Source organism: Chlorobium sp., from assembly GCF_036528655.1.
Lineage (GTDB): Bacteria > Bacteroidota > Chlorobiia > Chlorobiales > Chlorobiaceae > Chlorobium.
On record NZ_JAIGND010000012.1, the window covers coordinates 23,635 to 39,360 of the forward strand.

The 15,726-nt window shown below is 57.3% G+C and carries 14 protein-coding genes; 5 read left to right on the plus strand and 9 right to left on the minus strand.

Features of this window, described 5'->3' with window-relative positions; all coding sequences use genetic code 11:
* Positions 1-4 precede the first annotated feature (4 nt).
* The 4 genes from K4305_RS04130 to uvrA form a co-directional block, all read right to left on the minus strand.
* Positions 5-883: a hypothetical protein gene (locus K4305_RS04130; RefSeq protein ID WP_331561099.1), complete on the minus strand. Its 879-nt coding sequence runs from the start codon at positions 881-883 to the stop codon at positions 5-7.
* Positions 884-1,435 carry a ComEA family DNA-binding protein gene (locus tag K4305_RS04135; protein WP_331561100.1) on the minus strand — a complete coding sequence of 184 codons (552 nt, stop codon included), beginning with the start codon at positions 1,433-1,435 and terminating at the stop codon, positions 884-886.
* Between the two features lie 20 nt (positions 1,436-1,455).
* Positions 1,456-2,580 carry an alanine racemase gene (alr, locus tag K4305_RS04140; protein ID WP_331561101.1) on the minus strand — a complete coding sequence of 375 codons (1,125 nt, stop codon included), beginning with the start codon at positions 2,578-2,580 and terminating at the stop codon, positions 1,456-1,458.
* Positions 2,581-2,705: 125 nt separating this feature from the next.
* Positions 2,706-5,573, minus strand: a complete 2,868-nt coding sequence (gene uvrA / locus K4305_RS04145) for an excinuclease ABC subunit UvrA (RefSeq protein WP_331561188.1) — start codon at positions 5,571-5,573, stop codon at positions 2,706-2,708.
* Between the two features lie 218 nt (positions 5,574-5,791).
* Between uvrA and K4305_RS04150 the strand changes: the two genes are divergently transcribed.
* Complete coding sequence (locus tag K4305_RS04150; RefSeq protein ID WP_331561103.1) at positions 5,792-6,064, plus strand: hypothetical protein; 273 nt, start codon at positions 5,792-5,794, stop codon at positions 6,062-6,064.
* A 123-nt stretch (positions 6,065-6,187) separates the two neighbouring features.
* Here the strand turns inward: K4305_RS04150 and ppdK are convergent, their stop codons facing one another.
* On the minus strand, positions 6,188-8,938 hold the full coding sequence (ppdK, locus tag K4305_RS04155; protein ID WP_331561104.1) for a pyruvate, phosphate dikinase: 2,751 nt from the start codon (positions 8,936-8,938) through the stop codon (positions 6,188-6,190).
* Between the two features lie 164 nt (positions 8,939-9,102).
* On the opposite strand from ppdK, the gene K4305_RS04160 reads away from it, so the two are divergent.
* Positions 9,103-9,984, plus strand: coding sequence for an ABC transporter permease (locus K4305_RS04160; RefSeq protein ID WP_331561105.1), 882 nt, complete (start codon positions 9,103-9,105; stop codon positions 9,982-9,984).
* Here the strand turns inward: K4305_RS04160 and elbB are convergent.
* Complete coding sequence (gene elbB / locus K4305_RS04165) at positions 9,976-10,632, minus strand: isoprenoid biosynthesis glyoxalase ElbB (protein WP_331561107.1); 657 nt, start codon at positions 10,630-10,632, stop codon at positions 9,976-9,978. The genes K4305_RS04160 and elbB overlap by 9 nt on opposite strands.
* Positions 10,633-10,792: 160 nt before the next feature.
* On the opposite strand from elbB, the gene K4305_RS04170 reads away from it, so the two are divergent.
* The gene (locus K4305_RS04170; protein ID WP_331561109.1) at positions 10,793-11,413 is read left to right on the plus strand and encodes a fibrobacter succinogenes major paralogous domain-containing protein; all 621 of its coding nucleotides are present in this window, start codon (positions 10,793-10,795) and stop codon (positions 11,411-11,413) included.
* Positions 11,414-11,426: 13 nt separating this feature from the next.
* On the opposite strand, the gene K4305_RS04175 is transcribed toward K4305_RS04170, so the two are convergent.
* On the minus strand, positions 11,427-11,924 hold the full coding sequence (locus tag K4305_RS04175; RefSeq protein WP_331561110.1) for a methyltransferase family protein: 498 nt from the start codon (positions 11,922-11,924) through the stop codon (positions 11,427-11,429).
* Positions 11,925-12,035: 111 nt separating this feature from the next.
* On the opposite strand from K4305_RS04175, the gene K4305_RS04180 reads away from it, so the two are divergent.
* Positions 12,036-12,578, plus strand: coding sequence for a hydrolase (locus tag K4305_RS04180; RefSeq protein ID WP_331561111.1), 543 nt, complete (start codon positions 12,036-12,038; stop codon positions 12,576-12,578).
* A 9-nt stretch (positions 12,579-12,587) separates the two neighbouring features.
* On the opposite strand, the gene lpxK is transcribed toward K4305_RS04180, so the two are convergent.
* On the minus strand, positions 12,588-13,655 hold the full coding sequence (gene lpxK, locus K4305_RS04185) for a tetraacyldisaccharide 4'-kinase (protein ID WP_331561112.1): 1,068 nt from the start codon (positions 13,653-13,655) through the stop codon (positions 12,588-12,590).
* Positions 13,648-14,271 carry a DUF374 domain-containing protein gene (locus K4305_RS04190; protein ID WP_331561113.1) on the minus strand — a complete coding sequence of 208 codons (624 nt, stop codon included), beginning with the start codon at positions 14,269-14,271 and terminating at the stop codon, positions 13,648-13,650. Before K4305_RS04190 ends, lpxK begins: the two co-directional genes overlap by 8 nt.
* A 166-nt stretch (positions 14,272-14,437) precedes the next feature.
* Between K4305_RS04190 and purD the strand changes: the two genes are divergently transcribed.
* Positions 14,438-15,721, plus strand: coding sequence for a phosphoribosylamine--glycine ligase (purD, locus tag K4305_RS04195; protein WP_331561114.1), 1,284 nt, complete (start codon positions 14,438-14,440; stop codon positions 15,719-15,721).
* Positions 15,722-15,726: the final 5 nt, after the last annotated feature.

A 15,726-nucleotide genomic window follows, 5' to 3' on the forward strand; every position in this document is an offset into this window, starting at 1 on the left:
TCTTTCAGGAGGAACGCGGCTGCCCGTGCTCGAGGGCCATCAGCGCGGTTTCGATGGCCTTCGAGGCTGCAGCGGTCATGCGTGAGGAAAGGCTTTTTCCGGTAATTCCGATCTCTTCGGAAATACCCGGCGGCACGATACGACAGGAGGTCTCCCGTTCGAGCAGCCGCGTCATCGCCCGGTCGGCAAGAAAGCCGCCGACCCGGACTGTGCACCCGGTGCAGGCAATAGCGTTCCGGAGTTCGTGAATGGCGAAATACTCCGCTTCTTTTCTGTTCTTTACGCTCCTGCAGTTGAAATATTCAGCTTTTCCGTTTCTGGCGACCGTCAGAGTGATACGGGCGTTGTCGAGATCGAGGTATGCCGCGACCTCTTCGGAACGGGACCGGAAGACCGTCGGCAGCAGCGGCGAGCCGCAGAAATGGAGCGGATGGTTTTGCGCAAAACCGGCCGAAAGCGTTACGAGCGGTTCCGCCCTGTAAAAGAGTATAAGGTTTTTTTCAAGCCCGTCGGGTTCAGAGGCATCTGCACAGGGAATGTGATCGTGCAGGTACTCTTCGGGTCTGTGCAGAAAATGAGAGGCTTCGATTCTGCAGTAATCGGTACGGGAGGCACCGGTCGCTCCACGAGGAAAATAGGCTTTCAGCGGCAGATAGGCGTCGGGGCAGTAGCAGAGCGCAAGATCTTCTCCCCGGTGTTTTCCGGTCAGCGAAACAAGTTTTTTCAGGGCCCGCTGCCGATGCTTTCCTTCAAGGTACTCTCCACCGTATGGCACTGTTCCGGATGCGGTAATCACGCACGCACCGTCGATACCGGGAGTTTTTACTCTCACGAAAGCACTTTCCGTGCGATCGATAACACATGCAAGGAGACTTTTACTCATTTACTCAAGCGTAAGATGCTTTTTCAGGACTTCGAGCTTTTTTTCACCGATACCCTTCACTTCAAGCAGATCCTCATGCCGCTCGATGCGTCCTCCTTTCGAGGCCCTGAAGGCGACAAGGCGTTTTGCCATGACCGGTCCGACTCCTGGAATCTGCTGGAGCTGCTGTTCGGTTGCCCTGTTGAACGAGAGCGTTCCGTTAAAAATCTTTCTGTGCGAGCGGGTTGTTTTTTTTCTTTCGCGGGGCGGTTCCTCACTTTGCCCTGCCACGCCTGGCGACTCGTCGGAACCGGTCATCGGTTCCGTCATGCCCCCTGAACCTCCATGGGAGCTTTCCCCGGGGAATATCGACGCGACGGCAAGCATGCTGTCCACCTCTTTTTCCGATAGCCTCTCCTGTTCTTTCTCTTTAATGACGGCTTCGGCATCGCGTGCCGTTCGGAAATTTTTCACTGCGCCGCCAAGCAGAAGAAATGCCACAAGGAGTGAGATGACCGATATTTCGGCTTTGGTCAGGCTCAGCCTGACAGCGAGCCTGTCAAGAGGGTTCATGGTTCCGGAATGTTGAGTCTTCAGATAAAAACCCTGCAAACCCTGTTCGAAACCGAACAGAGCACTTCGTAACTGATACTTCCGGTAATGCGCGCGATGTCGTCGGCCGAAGGGCCTTCCCATCCGAACAATATAGCCTTATCCCCGATTTTTACATCGCTGTTTGTGCCGAGATCCACCATGATCTGGTCCATGGTGACGGTACCGACCTGCGGACAGGATTTTCCGCCGATAACCACGGTTCCCCTGTTTGACAGCGATCTCGGGTATCCGTCGGCATATCCTGCGGCTATGGTGGCTATCCGTCGAGGGCCGGGCGCCGTCCATGTGCGATTGTAGCTGACCGTATCGCCGGTATCGAGAGTTTTAACGAATACCACTTTCGCCTCCATCTGCATGACCGGCACGACCGGAACCGATGACTCCATGACGGGATCGGGGAGATAGCCGTAAAGCATGATGCCGGGCCGTACCATGTCGAACCAGGAATCCTTGCGGCAGAGCATGGCTCCGCTGCTTGCCGCATGCTTGCAGACGGTTCTGCAGGATTCCGATTCATACTGCGTCACCAGTTCCCTGAACCGGTCGAGCTGCAGGGCGGTAAATCCATCCGGTCTGGAACCTTCGGCAAAATGGGTATAGACACCCTTCAGATCGAGGTATCCTGAATTCCTCACGGCGCGGAGCAGTTCCATTGTTTCCGCAGGAGGCAGACCGAGACGGCCCATGCCGGTATCCGTCTTGACATGAACGGACAGCCTTTTCCCGTTAGCCGCTGCGGTCGCTTCTGCGGCATGCAGGATCTCGAAACTGCACAGGGTCATCGCTATGTCATAGCGGAGATAGCTCTCGATCTGCGATACGAGCGGCGAAGAAAAAGCAAGGATGGCCGACTGCTGCCGTACTCCGCCTCCAGTTCTCAGGGCCATGGCTTCCTGAATATTGGCGACGCCGAAATCGCTTATTCCGGCTGTTTCGAGCGAAGCGGCGACACGATCTGCGCCATGTCCGTAGGCGTTGGCTTTGACAACGGCCATTATGCGGGTTTTACCCTCGGTCCACTGCCGGATACGGCGAACGTTCCCCTCGAGGTGCGAGAGTGCGATGCGGGCTTCCGCCATCGGAAGGGGAGCGGGATCGGTCATGGTGTGCGGCAGGAGGTTGTCGATAGTTCGATTGTGCTCGGGTGGCTCATGTTACGTCCGGTAATAAAACATTTTTTATTGCTGATTGTCAAACCTTCCTGTCCGCAGAATTTTTTCGATTGCCGCTAAGCCGGTCGGACCTGAGGGTCGAAAGGCGAATGATTCATTTCGAGTTTCAGGAACCGTCCGGTATGGGAGTGATCGATTCCGGCAATGACCGCCGGGGGGCCTTCGGCAGTCAGCCGGCCGCCGCCGCTGCCGCCTTCGGGTCCGAGATCGATGATCCAGTCGCTGTTTCTGACGATATCGAGGTTATGTTCGATGATGATGACCGTATTTCCCTTATCGACAAGTTTTCGCAGCACCTCGAGCAGGTGCTGTATATCCTGGAAATGCAGGCCGGTGGTCGGTTCGTCGAGAATATAGAGCGTCCTGCCGGTCTGGATTTTGGCAAGTTCGGCGGAAAGCTTGATACGCTGCGCCTCTCCGCCCGAAAGCAGCGGCGAGGGCTGTCCGAGCTTGAGGTAGCCGAGCCCGACGCTCTCCATGGTCGAGAGTATGCGTCGGATGCGCGGAAAATCTTCGAAGAAAACAGAAGCCTCCTCGACAGGCATTTCAAGCACGTCGGCGATCGACCTGCCCTTGTATTTAACCTGAAGGGTTTCGCGATTGTACCGATGACCTTTGCAGTTCTCGCACGGCACATACACATCGGGCAGAAAGTTCATCTCGATTTTCATGGTGCCCGCACCCTGGCAGACCTCGCACCGCCCCCCCTTGACGTTGAAGCTGAACCGGCCGGCCTTGTAGCCGCGTATCTGTGCTTCGGGCAAACGGGTGAAAAAATCGCGGATGAAGGTGAACGCTCCCGTATAGGTAGCCGGATTGGAGCGCGGCGTGCGACCAATAGGGGTCTGATCGACGCTCACCACCTTGTCGATAAGTTCGATGCCCTCGATTGCGGCATGCGGCTGGCTGACAAGCTTCGAACGGTAGAAATGACGGGCAAGCACCGGGTAGAGGGTTTCATTGATCAGCGTCGATTTTCCGGAGCCGCTCACGCCGGTAACGGCGACGAGCGAACCGAGCGGAAATCTTACGTCGATATTCTGCAGGTTGTTGCCGCGGCATCCCCGCAAGGTGAGCCATCCGGGTTCTTTCTCCACCCGGGGCTTTTCGTGTTCGAAAGAAACGGTTTTTCTGCCCGAGAGATACGCTGCGGTAAGGGAATCGTCGCCAAGCTCCGAAGCAGGACCTTTTGCTACGATCCTGCCGCCATGTTCTCCCGCGCCGGGTCCGAGATCGATGATTTCGTCGGCAACGAGCATGGTGTCCCTGTCGTGTTCAACGACGAGCACGGTGTTGCCGATGTCGCGGAGCTGCTGCAGCGATGCGATAAGCTTGTGGTTATCCCGCTGGTGCAGGCCTATGCTCGGTTCGTCGAGCACATAGAGCACTCCGCTCAGCCGGGAGCCCAGCTGCGAGGCCAGACGGATGCGCTGCGCTTCGCCTCCCGAAAGCGTGCGAGCGCTGCGACAGAGAGTAAGATAGCCGAGTCCGACATCGAGCAGGAACTCGATACGCTTGGTGATTTCGTGCAGCACGGGCAAAGCGATCAGTTTTTCCCTGTCGCTGAGCCGTTCAGGAAGATCCCTGAAAAAAACAAGCGAATCCGGCAGCGGAAGCGACTCGGCTTCGGCAATGTTCAATCCGTCTACTTTCACATGCAGGCTCTCCTGCCTCAGGCGTGCCCCCTTGCAGACCGGGCAGGGCTGATGTGACATGAAGCTCTCGCTCCACTCCCGTATTCTTGCCGAGCTGCTGTTGCGGAGCATCTCCTCCACATAAGGCAGGGCGCCCTGAAAAATCTGCGGATAACGGTGTTCCTTGCCGGCATAGGCATACGCAACGTCGAAGGTGCGGCTGCCGGAACCCAGCAGAAGGATATCGAGCGCCGTCGGAGGAATCTCCGAAACCGGCGTATCGAGCGTGAAGCCGTACTCCCTGGCGATGGCCTTGACGATCTGCCAGAGGTTTCGCTTGCCGGGTTTGCCGAAAGGCTCGATCGCTCCCTGATTCAGCGAAAGTGACGGATCGGGCACCATCAGGTCGGTCGAGAGCTGCATCAGCTCGCCCAGACCGTTGCACTCCGGACAGGCGCCGTAAGGGGAGTTGAAGCTGAAATGATTAGGCGCAAGCGTATCGACAGGTACCGAACCGTCCGAGTATGCGTACTGCGTGCTGAAAAACAGCTCCTTTCCTTCGCCCTCAAGCGGAAGGCAGATGAGCGACGAACGATGTTCCGACATTCCGATAGCCATGTCGACGGCCTGCCGCAGCCGTTCCACGCTGCCCGCTCCTGTCACCAGCCGGTCAACAACCAGTTCTATGGTATGCGTCTTGTAGCGTTCGAGCTGCATATTCTTTTCCATCATCCGCTCCTCGCCGTCGATACGAACCCGCAGGAACCCTTTCAGCAGCAGTCGCTCGAACAGTTCGCGATAGTGACCCTTGCGTCCGGTGACAAGCGGAGAGAGAATGGCGATCCCTGAGCCTTCGGGAAGCGACATGATCGTCTCGACGATGCTCTCCCGGGACTGCTTCTGCAGCATCTGTCCGGTAACCGGATCGAATCTTCTTCCTGTCTTCGCATAGAGCAGGCGGATGAAATCGTGTATTTCCGTAATGGTGCCCACCGTCGATCGGGGCGAGCGGCTGGTGCTCTTCTGGTCGATGGCGATAACCGGAGAGAGTCCTTCGATGAAATCCACGTCTGGCCGTTCGATATTGCCGATAAACTGTCGGGCATAAGGCGAAAGCGTTTCCATGAACCGCCGCTGGCCTTCGGCGAAAATCGTATCGAAAGCAAGGCTCGACTTTCCCGATCCCGATATACCGGTAATCACCACGAAACGGTTCCTCGGTATGTCGAGCGAAATATTTTTCAGATTGTGGACACGGGCTCCTCTGATGGAGATATGGCTGAATTCCATTGATTCTACGGCACTTCTGTCGGGAAAAAAAATCTGTGTACTCAATTATAGCGATTTGGCGGCTGAATTCCTGTTCAGGGAGAGCGCTTTAAAGCATTAACCCGGAATAACGGTCTTCGGGTAATGATGGTTTCCCCTTTTTCAGAAATTTGTGAAAACCCGACTCAGCCTCTATATTCCCGCCTGCCGGTATTGACCGGCATTAACACACATATCCGATGAACACATCAGGGTTCCTCTGCAAGCGTAAAAACCGACCGGTGCGGCACGCATCTCTGCGCAAAGCTTTCGCAGTCACCCATAACCTGAAAACAGGAATTACCATGATCTATCAGAAACAGGCGGAAAAAGGAAAACAGTGCCAGGACTGCCAGAGTTTTATCGTCAGCGCGGACAACCCTTCAGAAGGGATCTGCAACGGAAACAACGTGCTTGCCGAAGGCGGCTGCATGTTCTTCAAGAAAAAGGAAGAGAATGCGGAGCAGCAATAACCGACAGCTTCTAAGCGGTTTGCAGGATCCCCTGGAAGTCAGCTGACCGCCGATGAACATTTCCTGAAAGCAGACAAGGCGACCCGATGGTCGCCTTGTCTGCATATGAAAAGAAAAACAGGTTCAGTCCTGCAGTGCAGCTCTTGCCGCCGCAAGGCGCGCGACAGGCACGCGAAAAGGGCTGCAGGAGACGTAGTTCAGGCCGGTATTGTGGCAGAACCTTATCGAGGCAGGGTCGCCTCCGTGTTCGCCGCAGATGCCGAGCTTCAGGTCCGGCTTTACCGAACGGCCCGCACTGGCCGACAGGGCTACCAGCTGGCCCACTCCCTCGATGTCTATCGACTCGAACGGGCTGCGGGGGAAAATTTCCTGCAGCTGGTATGCCGGCAGGAACTGGCCCGAGTCGTCGCGGCTCATGCCGAGGCCCATCTGTGTGAGGTCGTTGGTGCCGTAGCTGAAGAAATCCGCGGCTTTTGCGATTTCTGCGGAAGTGATTGCTGCCCTCGGCACTTCGATCATGGTGCCGACGAGGTACCTGACGCCGGTACCCAGTTCGGCGATCACGCTCCTTGCGGTCTTGTGGATGATCTCCGCAGTCAGTTCAAGTTCCTTTACCGTCGATACGAGCGGCACCATGATTTCGGGAACCACTTCATGCCCCTCTTTTTTCAGGCGGCAGGCGGCTTCGATGATTGCGCGAACCTGCATGACGGTGATTTCCGGGTGCAGGATGCCGAGCCGGCAGCCGCGCAGGCCGAGCATGGGATTGAACTCGTGCAGGTCTTCGATCCGTTTGTTCACGTTCTCCGCCGTTTTGCCGATTCTTGCGGCAAGGTCGGCGATTTCGCTCTCCGTATGCGGCAGGAACTCATGCAGGGGCGGATCGAGCAGCCTGATGGTGACCGGTCGGGAACCCATGGTTCTGAAGAGACCGTAGAAGTCTTCGCGCTGGTAAGGCAGCAGTTTGTCCAGAGCGGCTTTACGGCCTTCGATGTTCTCTGCCAGGATCATCTCGCGCATCGCATGGATTCTCTCGCCGCCGAAGAACATGTGTTCGGTGCGGCAGAGACCGATACCCTCGGCTCCGAAGGCGATGGCGTTTTCAGCCTGATCCGGCTGGTCGGCATTTGTGCGGATGTCAAGCTTGCGGTAGCGGTCGGCCCACTCCATGAGCCGGTTGTAGATGGCCCATGCCGGCGCATCTTCCGGCTTCAGGCTTTTGTCGATCAGCACCTCGATGATTTCCGAATTTTTGGTTGGCACCTTTCCGGCAATCACTTCACCGGTGCTGCCGTCTATGGAGATGTAATCGCCTTCCCTGAGTACCAGATCGCTTCCCTCGACTTGCATTTCGCCTTTTCTATAGTCGATGGAGAGCGCGCCGCATCCCGCCACGCAGACCTTGCCCATCTGGCGTGCGACGAGAGCGGCGTGTGAGGTCATGCCGCCGCGTTCGGTCAGAATTCCTTCGGAAACCGCCATACCCTTGATGTCCTCGGGCGAAGTCTCGATACGTACGAGAATGACCGGCTCGCCCCGTTTGTCGGCATCCACAGCATCGGCGGTATTGAAGCAGATGCGGCCTGTTGCGGCTCCCGGACCTGCGTTGAGCCCGGTTGCGAGCAGGCGGCCTTCATCGATGGCCAGCTGTTTCTCCTTCAGATCGAACACCGGCCTGAGCAGCTGGTTGAGCTGTTCGGGTTCGATGCGCATGATAGCCTCTTTCTCGTCGATCAGACCCTCATTGACCATATCGACGGCGATCTTGATTGCAGCTGCGCCGGTGCGTTTTCCGACGCGGCACTGCAGCATGAACAGTTTGTCGCTTTCGATGGTGAACTCGATGTCCATCATATCCCGATAGTGCTTTTCGAGAATGGTTCGGATAACTTCGAGCTGGGCGTATATTTTGGGATTATCCTGCTTGAGCTGCTCGATTTTCAGAGGGGTTCTGATGCCGGCGACCACATCCTCTCCCTGGGCGTTCATGAGGAACTCTCCGTAGAAGATATCCTCGCCGGTCGCCGCATCGCGGGTGAACGCCACGCCGGTGCCGCAATCGGTACCCATGTTGCCGAATACCATGGCCTGTACGTTGCATGCCGTACCCCAGTAGCCGGGGATGTGGTTGAGTTTGCGGTAAACGATAGCGCGTTCGTTGTTCCAGCTGTTGAACACCGCACCGATTGCACCCCGGAGCTGTTCATAAGGATCTTCCGGAAAGGCCCTGCCTGTTTTTTCAAGGATGGCCGCTTTATAGAGGCTCACCAGATCCTTGAGATCGTCGACGGAAAACTCGGTATCGAGCCTGATGCCGCGCTCGTGCTTTTTCGCTTCGAGGATGGCCTCGAAAGGATCGACCTGTTTTTTATCGGCGGGCTTCAGTTCGAGCACCACGTCGCCGTACATCTGCACGAAACGGCGGTAGCAGTCCCATGCGAAACGGGGGTTGCCCGACCTGCACGCAAGACCTTCGACGGTTTCGCTGTTGAGGCCGAGGTTGAGGATGGTATCCATCATTCCGGGCATGGAGGCTCTGGATCCTGAACGCACCGAGACAAGGAGCGGATTATCCGGATCGCCGAACTTTTTGCCCAGCGTAGCTTCAATTCTGGCGAGAGCAAGGGGAATATCCTCTTCGAACAGGCCGGCCGGGTAGGTTTTCCCGTGGTCATAGAACCATGTGCACACTTCGGTGGAAATGGTGAAGCCTGGAGGAACGGGCAGGCCGATATTGGCCATTTCCGCCAGGTTGGCGCCTTTGCCTCCGAGAAGGTTTTTCATGGAAGCGTCGCCTTCGGCGCGGCCTCCTGAAAAACTGTAGATGTACTTTTTGGCGTTGCTCGATGCTGTTCTGCTGTCTGGCGCACTCATGGATTTCTTGTTGTGAAATTGTTATTTTGGGCTTGAATCAAATGAAAATTAAAATACGCACGGCACACGGTACCGATGTCGGCGCCTGCAGTGATGTAACGATGATAAAAAATCAATATAACAACGGCGCATGATATTTTCATGAGCCGCAGAAAGCATTCGCCATGGGTCTGGAGCTTATCGTCATTCTGCAGCAGGTAGTGCGCATCGCGGTGCCGTATGTGCTGACCTCGGTCGGCGCATCGTTTTCCGAGCGCAGCGGCGTAGTCAACCTCGCGCTCGAAGGCATGATTCTTGCCGGTGCGTTCGGTGCGGCCGTCGGACAGCATCTTGTCGGCTCTGCCGCTGCCGGACTCGCACTGGCAGTTGCCGGCGGTCTTGCCGTTGCGCTTCTGCACGCGTTCGTCTGCGTCACCATGAAAGCCGATCAGATCGTTTCGGGTATCGCCATCAACATTCTCGTGATGGGCGCAACCCGTTTCGCATCAGGCATTCTGTTCGGAAGCGCCATGAACTCGCCAAGAATCGCCGGCATCGAGGTGTCGTCGATATTCCTTGATCCGCTTTTTCTTGCCGCTGTCATTTCGGTTGCCGCAGGGCAGTTCATCATGTTCAGGACTCCATTCGGTCTCAGGCTTCGCGCAACCGGTGAAAGTGCCGCAACCGCCGACTCCGCAGGAATAAGGGTCGGCGCCATGCGTTACGGCGGAGTTGCCATCTCTGGAGTGCTCGCCGCGCTTGCAGGAGCTTTTCTGGCCTTTCAGCAGCACTCTTTCAGCGAAGGCATGTCGGCCGGCCGAGGCTATATCGCCCTTGCTGCCATGATCATCGGCCAGTGGAACCCGATAGGCGCCGCGCTTGCAAGCCTGATGTTCGCCTCGGCCGAAGCCGCCGAAATGTGGCTGCAGACAGGTCTTCTGCCTTCCCAGCTCGTGCAGTCGCTGCCCTATGTGATCACCCTGCTGGTGCTTGCAGGCTTTGTCGGCAGATCGGCCGCGCCTCGAGAAGTCGGCATTCCGTACGAAAAAGGGAGAGGCTCAGAGTAAGCTCATGATATCGGCGATCAGTTTGTCGATGCCTTTCGAGACCTCTCCGATTGAAGGCCCGAGCATATAGGCCGGCGTGCTGACCACGCGGCCCCTGGAACTGACGACCGTGTTCCACACCGGACAGTCGATATGTTTTGCGCCGAGCTTTTCGATCGCCAGAGCGGTATCCCGGTCGTTACCGATGGTCAGCTCCACCTGCTCGTCGCCGAGCACCTTTGCGGCAATCGCCGGAGCGATGCAGATGAAGCCGAGCGGCTTGCCGGCCTCGTAGCAGGTGCGGATAACGTCGGCCACCTCGGCATTGACCTCGCACTCCGCGCCTTTGAAGGCGAAGTCGCTGAGGTTCTTTGCGGCTCCGTACCCTCCCGGCAGCACAAGCGCGTCGAGGCATTCGATATCCGCCGCGCCGAGAGCACAGACGGCTCCCCTGGCGATGCGGGCCGACTCCGCAAGCACATTCCGGGTTTCGCCGACAGCCGCTTCGCCGGTCAGGTGATTGACTACATGGTGCTGCTCGATGTCGGGGGCCATGCAGACCGCTTCTGCGCCTGCACGGTCGATGGCAAGCAGGGTAAGCACGGCTTCCTGGATTTCCGCGCCGTCGAGAAATCCGCACCCCGAAAGGATGACGCCTATTTTTTTCATGGCGGTATGGTCAATTGTTGCATGGTAAACCGTTTTGGAAGGACTACAGAAAAAAGTATCATGCCGGTAATAAAAAAACAATGCTTTCTTGCCGTTAATCTCCTTGAAAAACGCTTATATGCGCAATGAACGGTCACTGCGGACCCGGGCTTTTTTCCGCATGCTTCTGTTTCTGATCCTTCTGTTTCCGGCCGCCTGTTCGCAAAGGCAGGAACAGAGCCACGTGACGATAGGCTCCCAGGTATGGTCGATCCGCAATCTCGACGTCGATCGCTATCGCAACGGCGATGCCGTCCGTCATGCCCGGACCGAAGCCGAGTGGCACGATGCCGCCTCGAAACAGGAAGGGGCATGGTGCTGGTATGAGGACGACGCCGTGAACGGGAATGCGTACGGAAAGCTCTACAACTGGCATGCCGTCAACGACAGAAGGGGATTGGCCCCTGCGGGATGGCATATTCCTTCGGACGATGAGTGGCGGCAGCTTGTCGAATCGCTTGGCGGCGATGCCGTTGCCGGCTCCCCGATGAAAAAAACATCCTCATGGGATTCTTCAGGCGGAACGACGCCGAAAAGCAGCGGCTTCGACGCGCTTCCCGCGGGCAGCCGCAACTGCCTCGGCGGTTTTTTCGCCCTCGGCCGGGACGCTTTTTTCTGGTCGTCCACCCCGTCCGGCGAATTCGAAGCCTGGAATCGCGAGATCGGCAGCCGAAACGAGAGCGTTCGGCGGGTCAGCGTCGGGAGAAGCATCGGTTTTTCCGTAAGATGCGTGAAGGATTGAGCGCTCGGGGCGTTCAGTAAATCCAGGGTATGAACTTCTTCACCTTTCGGGCATAGGTGATGTATTCGGGGTGTTTTTCAGTAAGCCAAGCCTCTTCTTTCGATGCCTTGTAGTTGAAAAAGAGGAATGCGACGACAAAAAGAACCATGTGCGAGAGGCTGAGCGAAAAGAGGGCCCAGCCGAACGCAGCAAAAAGCTGGCTGCTGTAGAGCGGATGACGGACAAGCCCGTAGACGCCGGTCGTGACCAGCCGGTTATGATCGACCGGGTAGGGGAGCGGCGTGAGAAACTCCCTGATGTGGTGAGAACCAAAGCCGCCGAGAGCCAGAGCCGTCACCCAGAAGAGCGCGAGCACAGGCCATCGCAGCGGCGAGGAGTCGCCGAAGAGTGCGGTTTCGCCGAGGTCGGGCCAGACAGGGGTAAGGATGAACGCAGCCAGCAGAAGGAACTGCAGCGCCACAAGGTATTCACCGCGCGATCCTTTCGGCGGGAGGTTTTCTTTACGGGTCAAAGCTGAAAATATTAGTTTACAAAGCTACTTTTATGTAGTATTTGCGGTTCAATCCGGCGATCGCTTCCGGCCTTGCCGATTTCATTTAATACCATACCAATCAGATGCACCATGATCGTTCCAAGTGAGACACTCCTGCTGTTGATCGACATACAGGGAAAGCTTGCGCAAAGCGTCTGCCAGCCGGAACTGGTGGAGCGCAATATACAAAAACTCATCAGAGCCTGCGGGATTCTCGAGGTTCCTGTGCTCTACACCGAGCAGTACCCGAAAGGGCTCGGCGCGACGGTCTCTCCTCTCAAAGAGCTGCTCGGCGATCTGGCTCCGGTCGAAAAAATCACCTTCAGCTGCTGCGCCACCGAGCCCTTCATGAAGCAGCTGCGTCTGTTCAACCGCAACGACATTCTCGTAGCCGGCATGGAAACGCATGTCTGCGTTTACCAGACCTCCGTCGAACTCCTCGAGTTCGGCTACAACGTGCATCTCGTCACCGATGCGGTTTCGTCGAGAACCCCGGAAAATCGCGATATCGGCATCCGCTGCATCGAAAAGGCGGGAGGCAGCCTCACCAGCACCGAGATGGCGATTTTCGAACTGCTGCGCATTGCCGAAGGCGAACGGTTCAAGGCGATTTCGAAAATCGTCAAGGAGTGATTGCCGCCATCAAGCCTTCCTGAAGTTCCTGATGGTGGCAATCAGCATCTCTTCGAGAACCTTCCGTCCTTCGGTGAACGCAATCGAGATTTCAAGAAAGTGCAGCGGGTATTCTGCCGAAAGATCTGCAAACCAGGGTTCCCCGAGCATCCGGTAGTAGTCTTTTTCCGTCGTGACGGGCAAGATCCCTTTTTTTCGGGCCTCTTCCAGCATCGGCAGGAGTTTTTCCCTGGTATAAGGTTCATGGTCCCTGAAAAAACGGTGCGCATCAACCCTGCAGCCGCATGCTTCAAGGCTGCCGACAAACCCTGCGGGCGAGCCTATGCCGGCAAATGCGAGTACCCTGCATCCCGGTCGGGCAGCTTCGGGTTTTCCGGCATCGATAAACGGCACCAGCGATCCGGGAGTGGTTCTCGCCTGTGCAACCTGCAGACCCCTGCGTTCAAGATCCGCGGCAATGGCCGAAGCTGTCTTGCGGTCGTTCGCATTGCTGATCACGGCAATATCCGCCCTCCGGATATTGGCAAGGGGCTCGCGCAGCCTTCCCACCGGCAGCATTGCCGCGTTGAAATAAGCTTCGGTGGCATTGACCACCACGATGTCGAGATCGCGATGGAGCTGTCGGTGCTGGAACGCGTCGTCGAGCACGATCACCGAAGGCGGACGACCGGCGAAGCGGCGCATGATGAACGCAGCACCCTCCGTTCGCTTTTCGGCGACAACCGCGACGATTCCGGGATTCCTGGCCGCAAGCATTGCACTCTCGTCTCCGGATTCACGGCTGCCGCAGAGCAGACGCTCTCCGTCCGACACCAGTACGATCCCTTTCGTCGATCGTCCGTAGCCTCGCGATAACAGCGCCGGTCTTTCGCCGCACGAGATCAGGAACCTGATGATCCAGTCTGCAAGCGGTGTTTTTCCAGTTCCTCCGGCGGTTATATTCCCTACGGATACTACCGGAACAGGCGTGTGCCGCGATCGCAGGATCTTTTTTTCGAACCAGAGGTTCCGTACCTGAACGACGGCCCGGTAGAGCAGCGCGGCAGGTCGAAGCATCCCGCTCATAGACTTATTCATGGTCCAGCTCCCGGGACAAGCTCTCGCACCATGAGCGGAGATCGTCTTCAGTGGCGAATTCAGGCACTTCGATGCGCCGGAGAATAACATCGACCCGGCTGAACGGTTTCGGGACTTCGAACCGGTCCCAGCTTTTCAGACGCCAGGCGCTGCCGTAGCGTATGTCGGCAAAAAGCAGCGGAGTGCGGAGTTTCGAGGCGATCCGCACCGACCCGTACTTGAACCGGTGCTGCGGCCCCCTGGGCCCGTCCGGCGTGATGGCGATCGCCTCTCCCTGCAGGAGACATTTCTCGATCCCGTTTCTGACCTGATCGCCCTTGCTGGAACTCGAACCCCGTATGAGGGAAAATCCGAGCGCGTCGAGCGCGTCGGAGAGTATCGTCCCGTCTCCCGAGAGGCTGACTACGGCTTTCAGCGGTCGCATCCCGAAGAGCGTCCGGGCCAGCAGCCATCCGACAGCCATCTTGCCGTGCCAGAATGCGAACACCGCCGCTCCCTGAGAAACATTTTCCTGAGCCGGCCGGAAATCGAGCTTCAGGCGCAGGCTGCGGTAAAGCAGGTCGAGCGCCGCGGGGAGCACGCCGCGTGTTATGAAGGAGGGTAATTTTCGGCTCATCCTTCTCTTTTCAGGAAAAATTTTTTAATTGTTTTTTTAATGCAACCTGTTTTATATAGATCCTCCCTCCGGCATGCCATTGCATGGATTCCGGAAGTAAATGTAAACAATCCGGCTTGATAAACCCTATGGCCTCCTGTGGCCATGCCATTGACCGAAAAAAGCTATGAATCTCCTCATTATCGGCAGCGGAGCCCGTGAACACGCTTTTGCGGCGGCTCTGACCGCAAACCCGAGGACGGAGAAAATCTTTATCGCTCCGGGCAACGGCGGCACGGCCATGATGGGCGGCAAGGTTTCAAATGTGCCGCTCAAAGCGCTGCAGCTCGACGAACTGCTCGAATTCGCCGGACGGAACCATGTGGAACTTACGGTGGTAGGCCCGGAGCAGCCGCTCGAAGCCGGCATCGTCGATCTCTTTCGCGCGGCCGGCATGAAGATTGTCGGGCCCGTTCAGGCAGCGGCGAGGCTCGAATCGAGCAAGGTCTTCGCCAAGGAATTCATGCGGCGTCACGCAATTCCCACTGCCGAATACAGGGTGTTCGGCGACGAAGCGCCCTCCCTGTCTTATGTGGCCGACCTTCCTCCGGAACGGTTTCCCCTGGTCATCAAGGCCAGCGGCCTCTGTGCCGGCAAAGGGGTAGTCGTTGCCATGAACCGCGACGAGGCACTGACCACACTGAAAGAGATATTCGAAGATCGCATTTTCGGCAGCGCAGCCGACGAGGTGGTTATCGAGGACTTTCTGCGCGGCCAGGAAGCCAGCGTTTTCGCCCTGACCGACGGGAAGGATTATCGGCTCTTTCTTCCGGCTCAGGACCACAAACGCATCGGCGAAGGCGATACCGGCAAGAATACCGGAGGCATGGGAGCATACGCTCCAGCCCCTCTGGTTACGCCCGAGGTTCTTCGGAAAGTCGAAGAACGGATCATACGCCCGACCCTTGCCGGCATGTCGGCTGAAGGTTACCCCTATACGGGTTTTCTTTACGTCGGCCTCATGATCGATCGGGGAGAGCCGTCCGTGGTGGAGTTCAACGCCCGTCTCGGCGACCCGGAAACGCAGGTTGTGCTTCCGCTTCTGCAGAGCGACCTCTGCGATGCGCTCCTTGCAAGCGTCAAAGGAGGGCTCGATACCGTTCCCTTCGACATGCGCACCGGTTCGGCGGCAACGGTTGTGATGGCTTCCGGCGGGTACCCCGATGCATTCGAATCGGGCAAAAGGGTTACCATAGAACCGGATGCCGAAAAAACCGGCGACGTCATGATCTATCATGCCGGCACCCGCTTCGACGGGGAGAACCTGGTAACGTCCGGCGGCAGGGTGCTTTCGGTCACAGCGATCGGCGCATCGCTCAGGGAGAGCCTCGAACTCGCTTACCGAACGGTAGGACTCATCCGTTTCGACGGAGCATGCTACCGCCGGGACATCGGAGCGAAAGCGCTCTGACAGCT

Excerpts from the sequence above, each read along its gene's own strand:
- uvrA (WP_331561188.1), bottom strand. The coding sequence starts at position 5,573 with ATGGAATTCAGCCATATCTCCATCAGAGGAGCCCGTGTCCACAATCTG.
- K4305_RS04135 (WP_331561100.1), bottom strand. The coding sequence starts at position 1,435 with ATGAACCCTCTTGACAGGCTCGCTGTCAGGCTGAGCCTGACCAAAGCC.
- K4305_RS04170 (WP_331561109.1), top strand. The coding sequence starts at position 10,793 with ATGCTTCTGTTTCTGATCCTTCTGTTTCCGGCCGCCTGTTCGCAAAGG.
- K4305_RS04190 (WP_331561113.1), bottom strand. The coding sequence starts at position 14,271 with ATGAGCCGAAAATTACCCTCCTTCATAACACGCGGCGTGCTCCCCGCG.
- lpxK (WP_331561112.1), bottom strand. The coding sequence starts at position 13,655 with ATGAATAAGTCTATGAGCGGGATGCTTCGACCTGCCGCGCTGCTCTAC.
- K4305_RS04160 (WP_331561105.1), top strand. The coding sequence starts at position 9,103 with ATGGGTCTGGAGCTTATCGTCATTCTGCAGCAGGTAGTGCGCATCGCG.
- alr (WP_331561101.1), bottom strand. The coding sequence starts at position 2,580 with ATGACCGATCCCGCTCCCCTTCCGATGGCGGAAGCCCGCATCGCACTC.
- K4305_RS04130 (WP_331561099.1), bottom strand. The coding sequence starts at position 883 with ATGAGTAAAAGTCTCCTTGCATGTGTTATCGATCGCACGGAAAGTGCT.
- elbB (WP_331561107.1), bottom strand. The coding sequence starts at position 10,632 with ATGAAAAAAATAGGCGTCATCCTTTCGGGGTGCGGATTTCTCGACGGC.
- ppdK (WP_331561104.1), bottom strand. The coding sequence starts at position 8,938 with ATGAGTGCGCCAGACAGCAGAACAGCATCGAGCAACGCCAAAAAGTAC.
- purD (WP_331561114.1), top strand. The coding sequence starts at position 14,438 with ATGAATCTCCTCATTATCGGCAGCGGAGCCCGTGAACACGCTTTTGCG.
- K4305_RS04150 (WP_331561103.1), top strand. The coding sequence starts at position 5,792 with ATGAACACATCAGGGTTCCTCTGCAAGCGTAAAAACCGACCGGTGCGG.
- K4305_RS04180 (WP_331561111.1), top strand. The coding sequence starts at position 12,036 with ATGATCGTTCCAAGTGAGACACTCCTGCTGTTGATCGACATACAGGGA.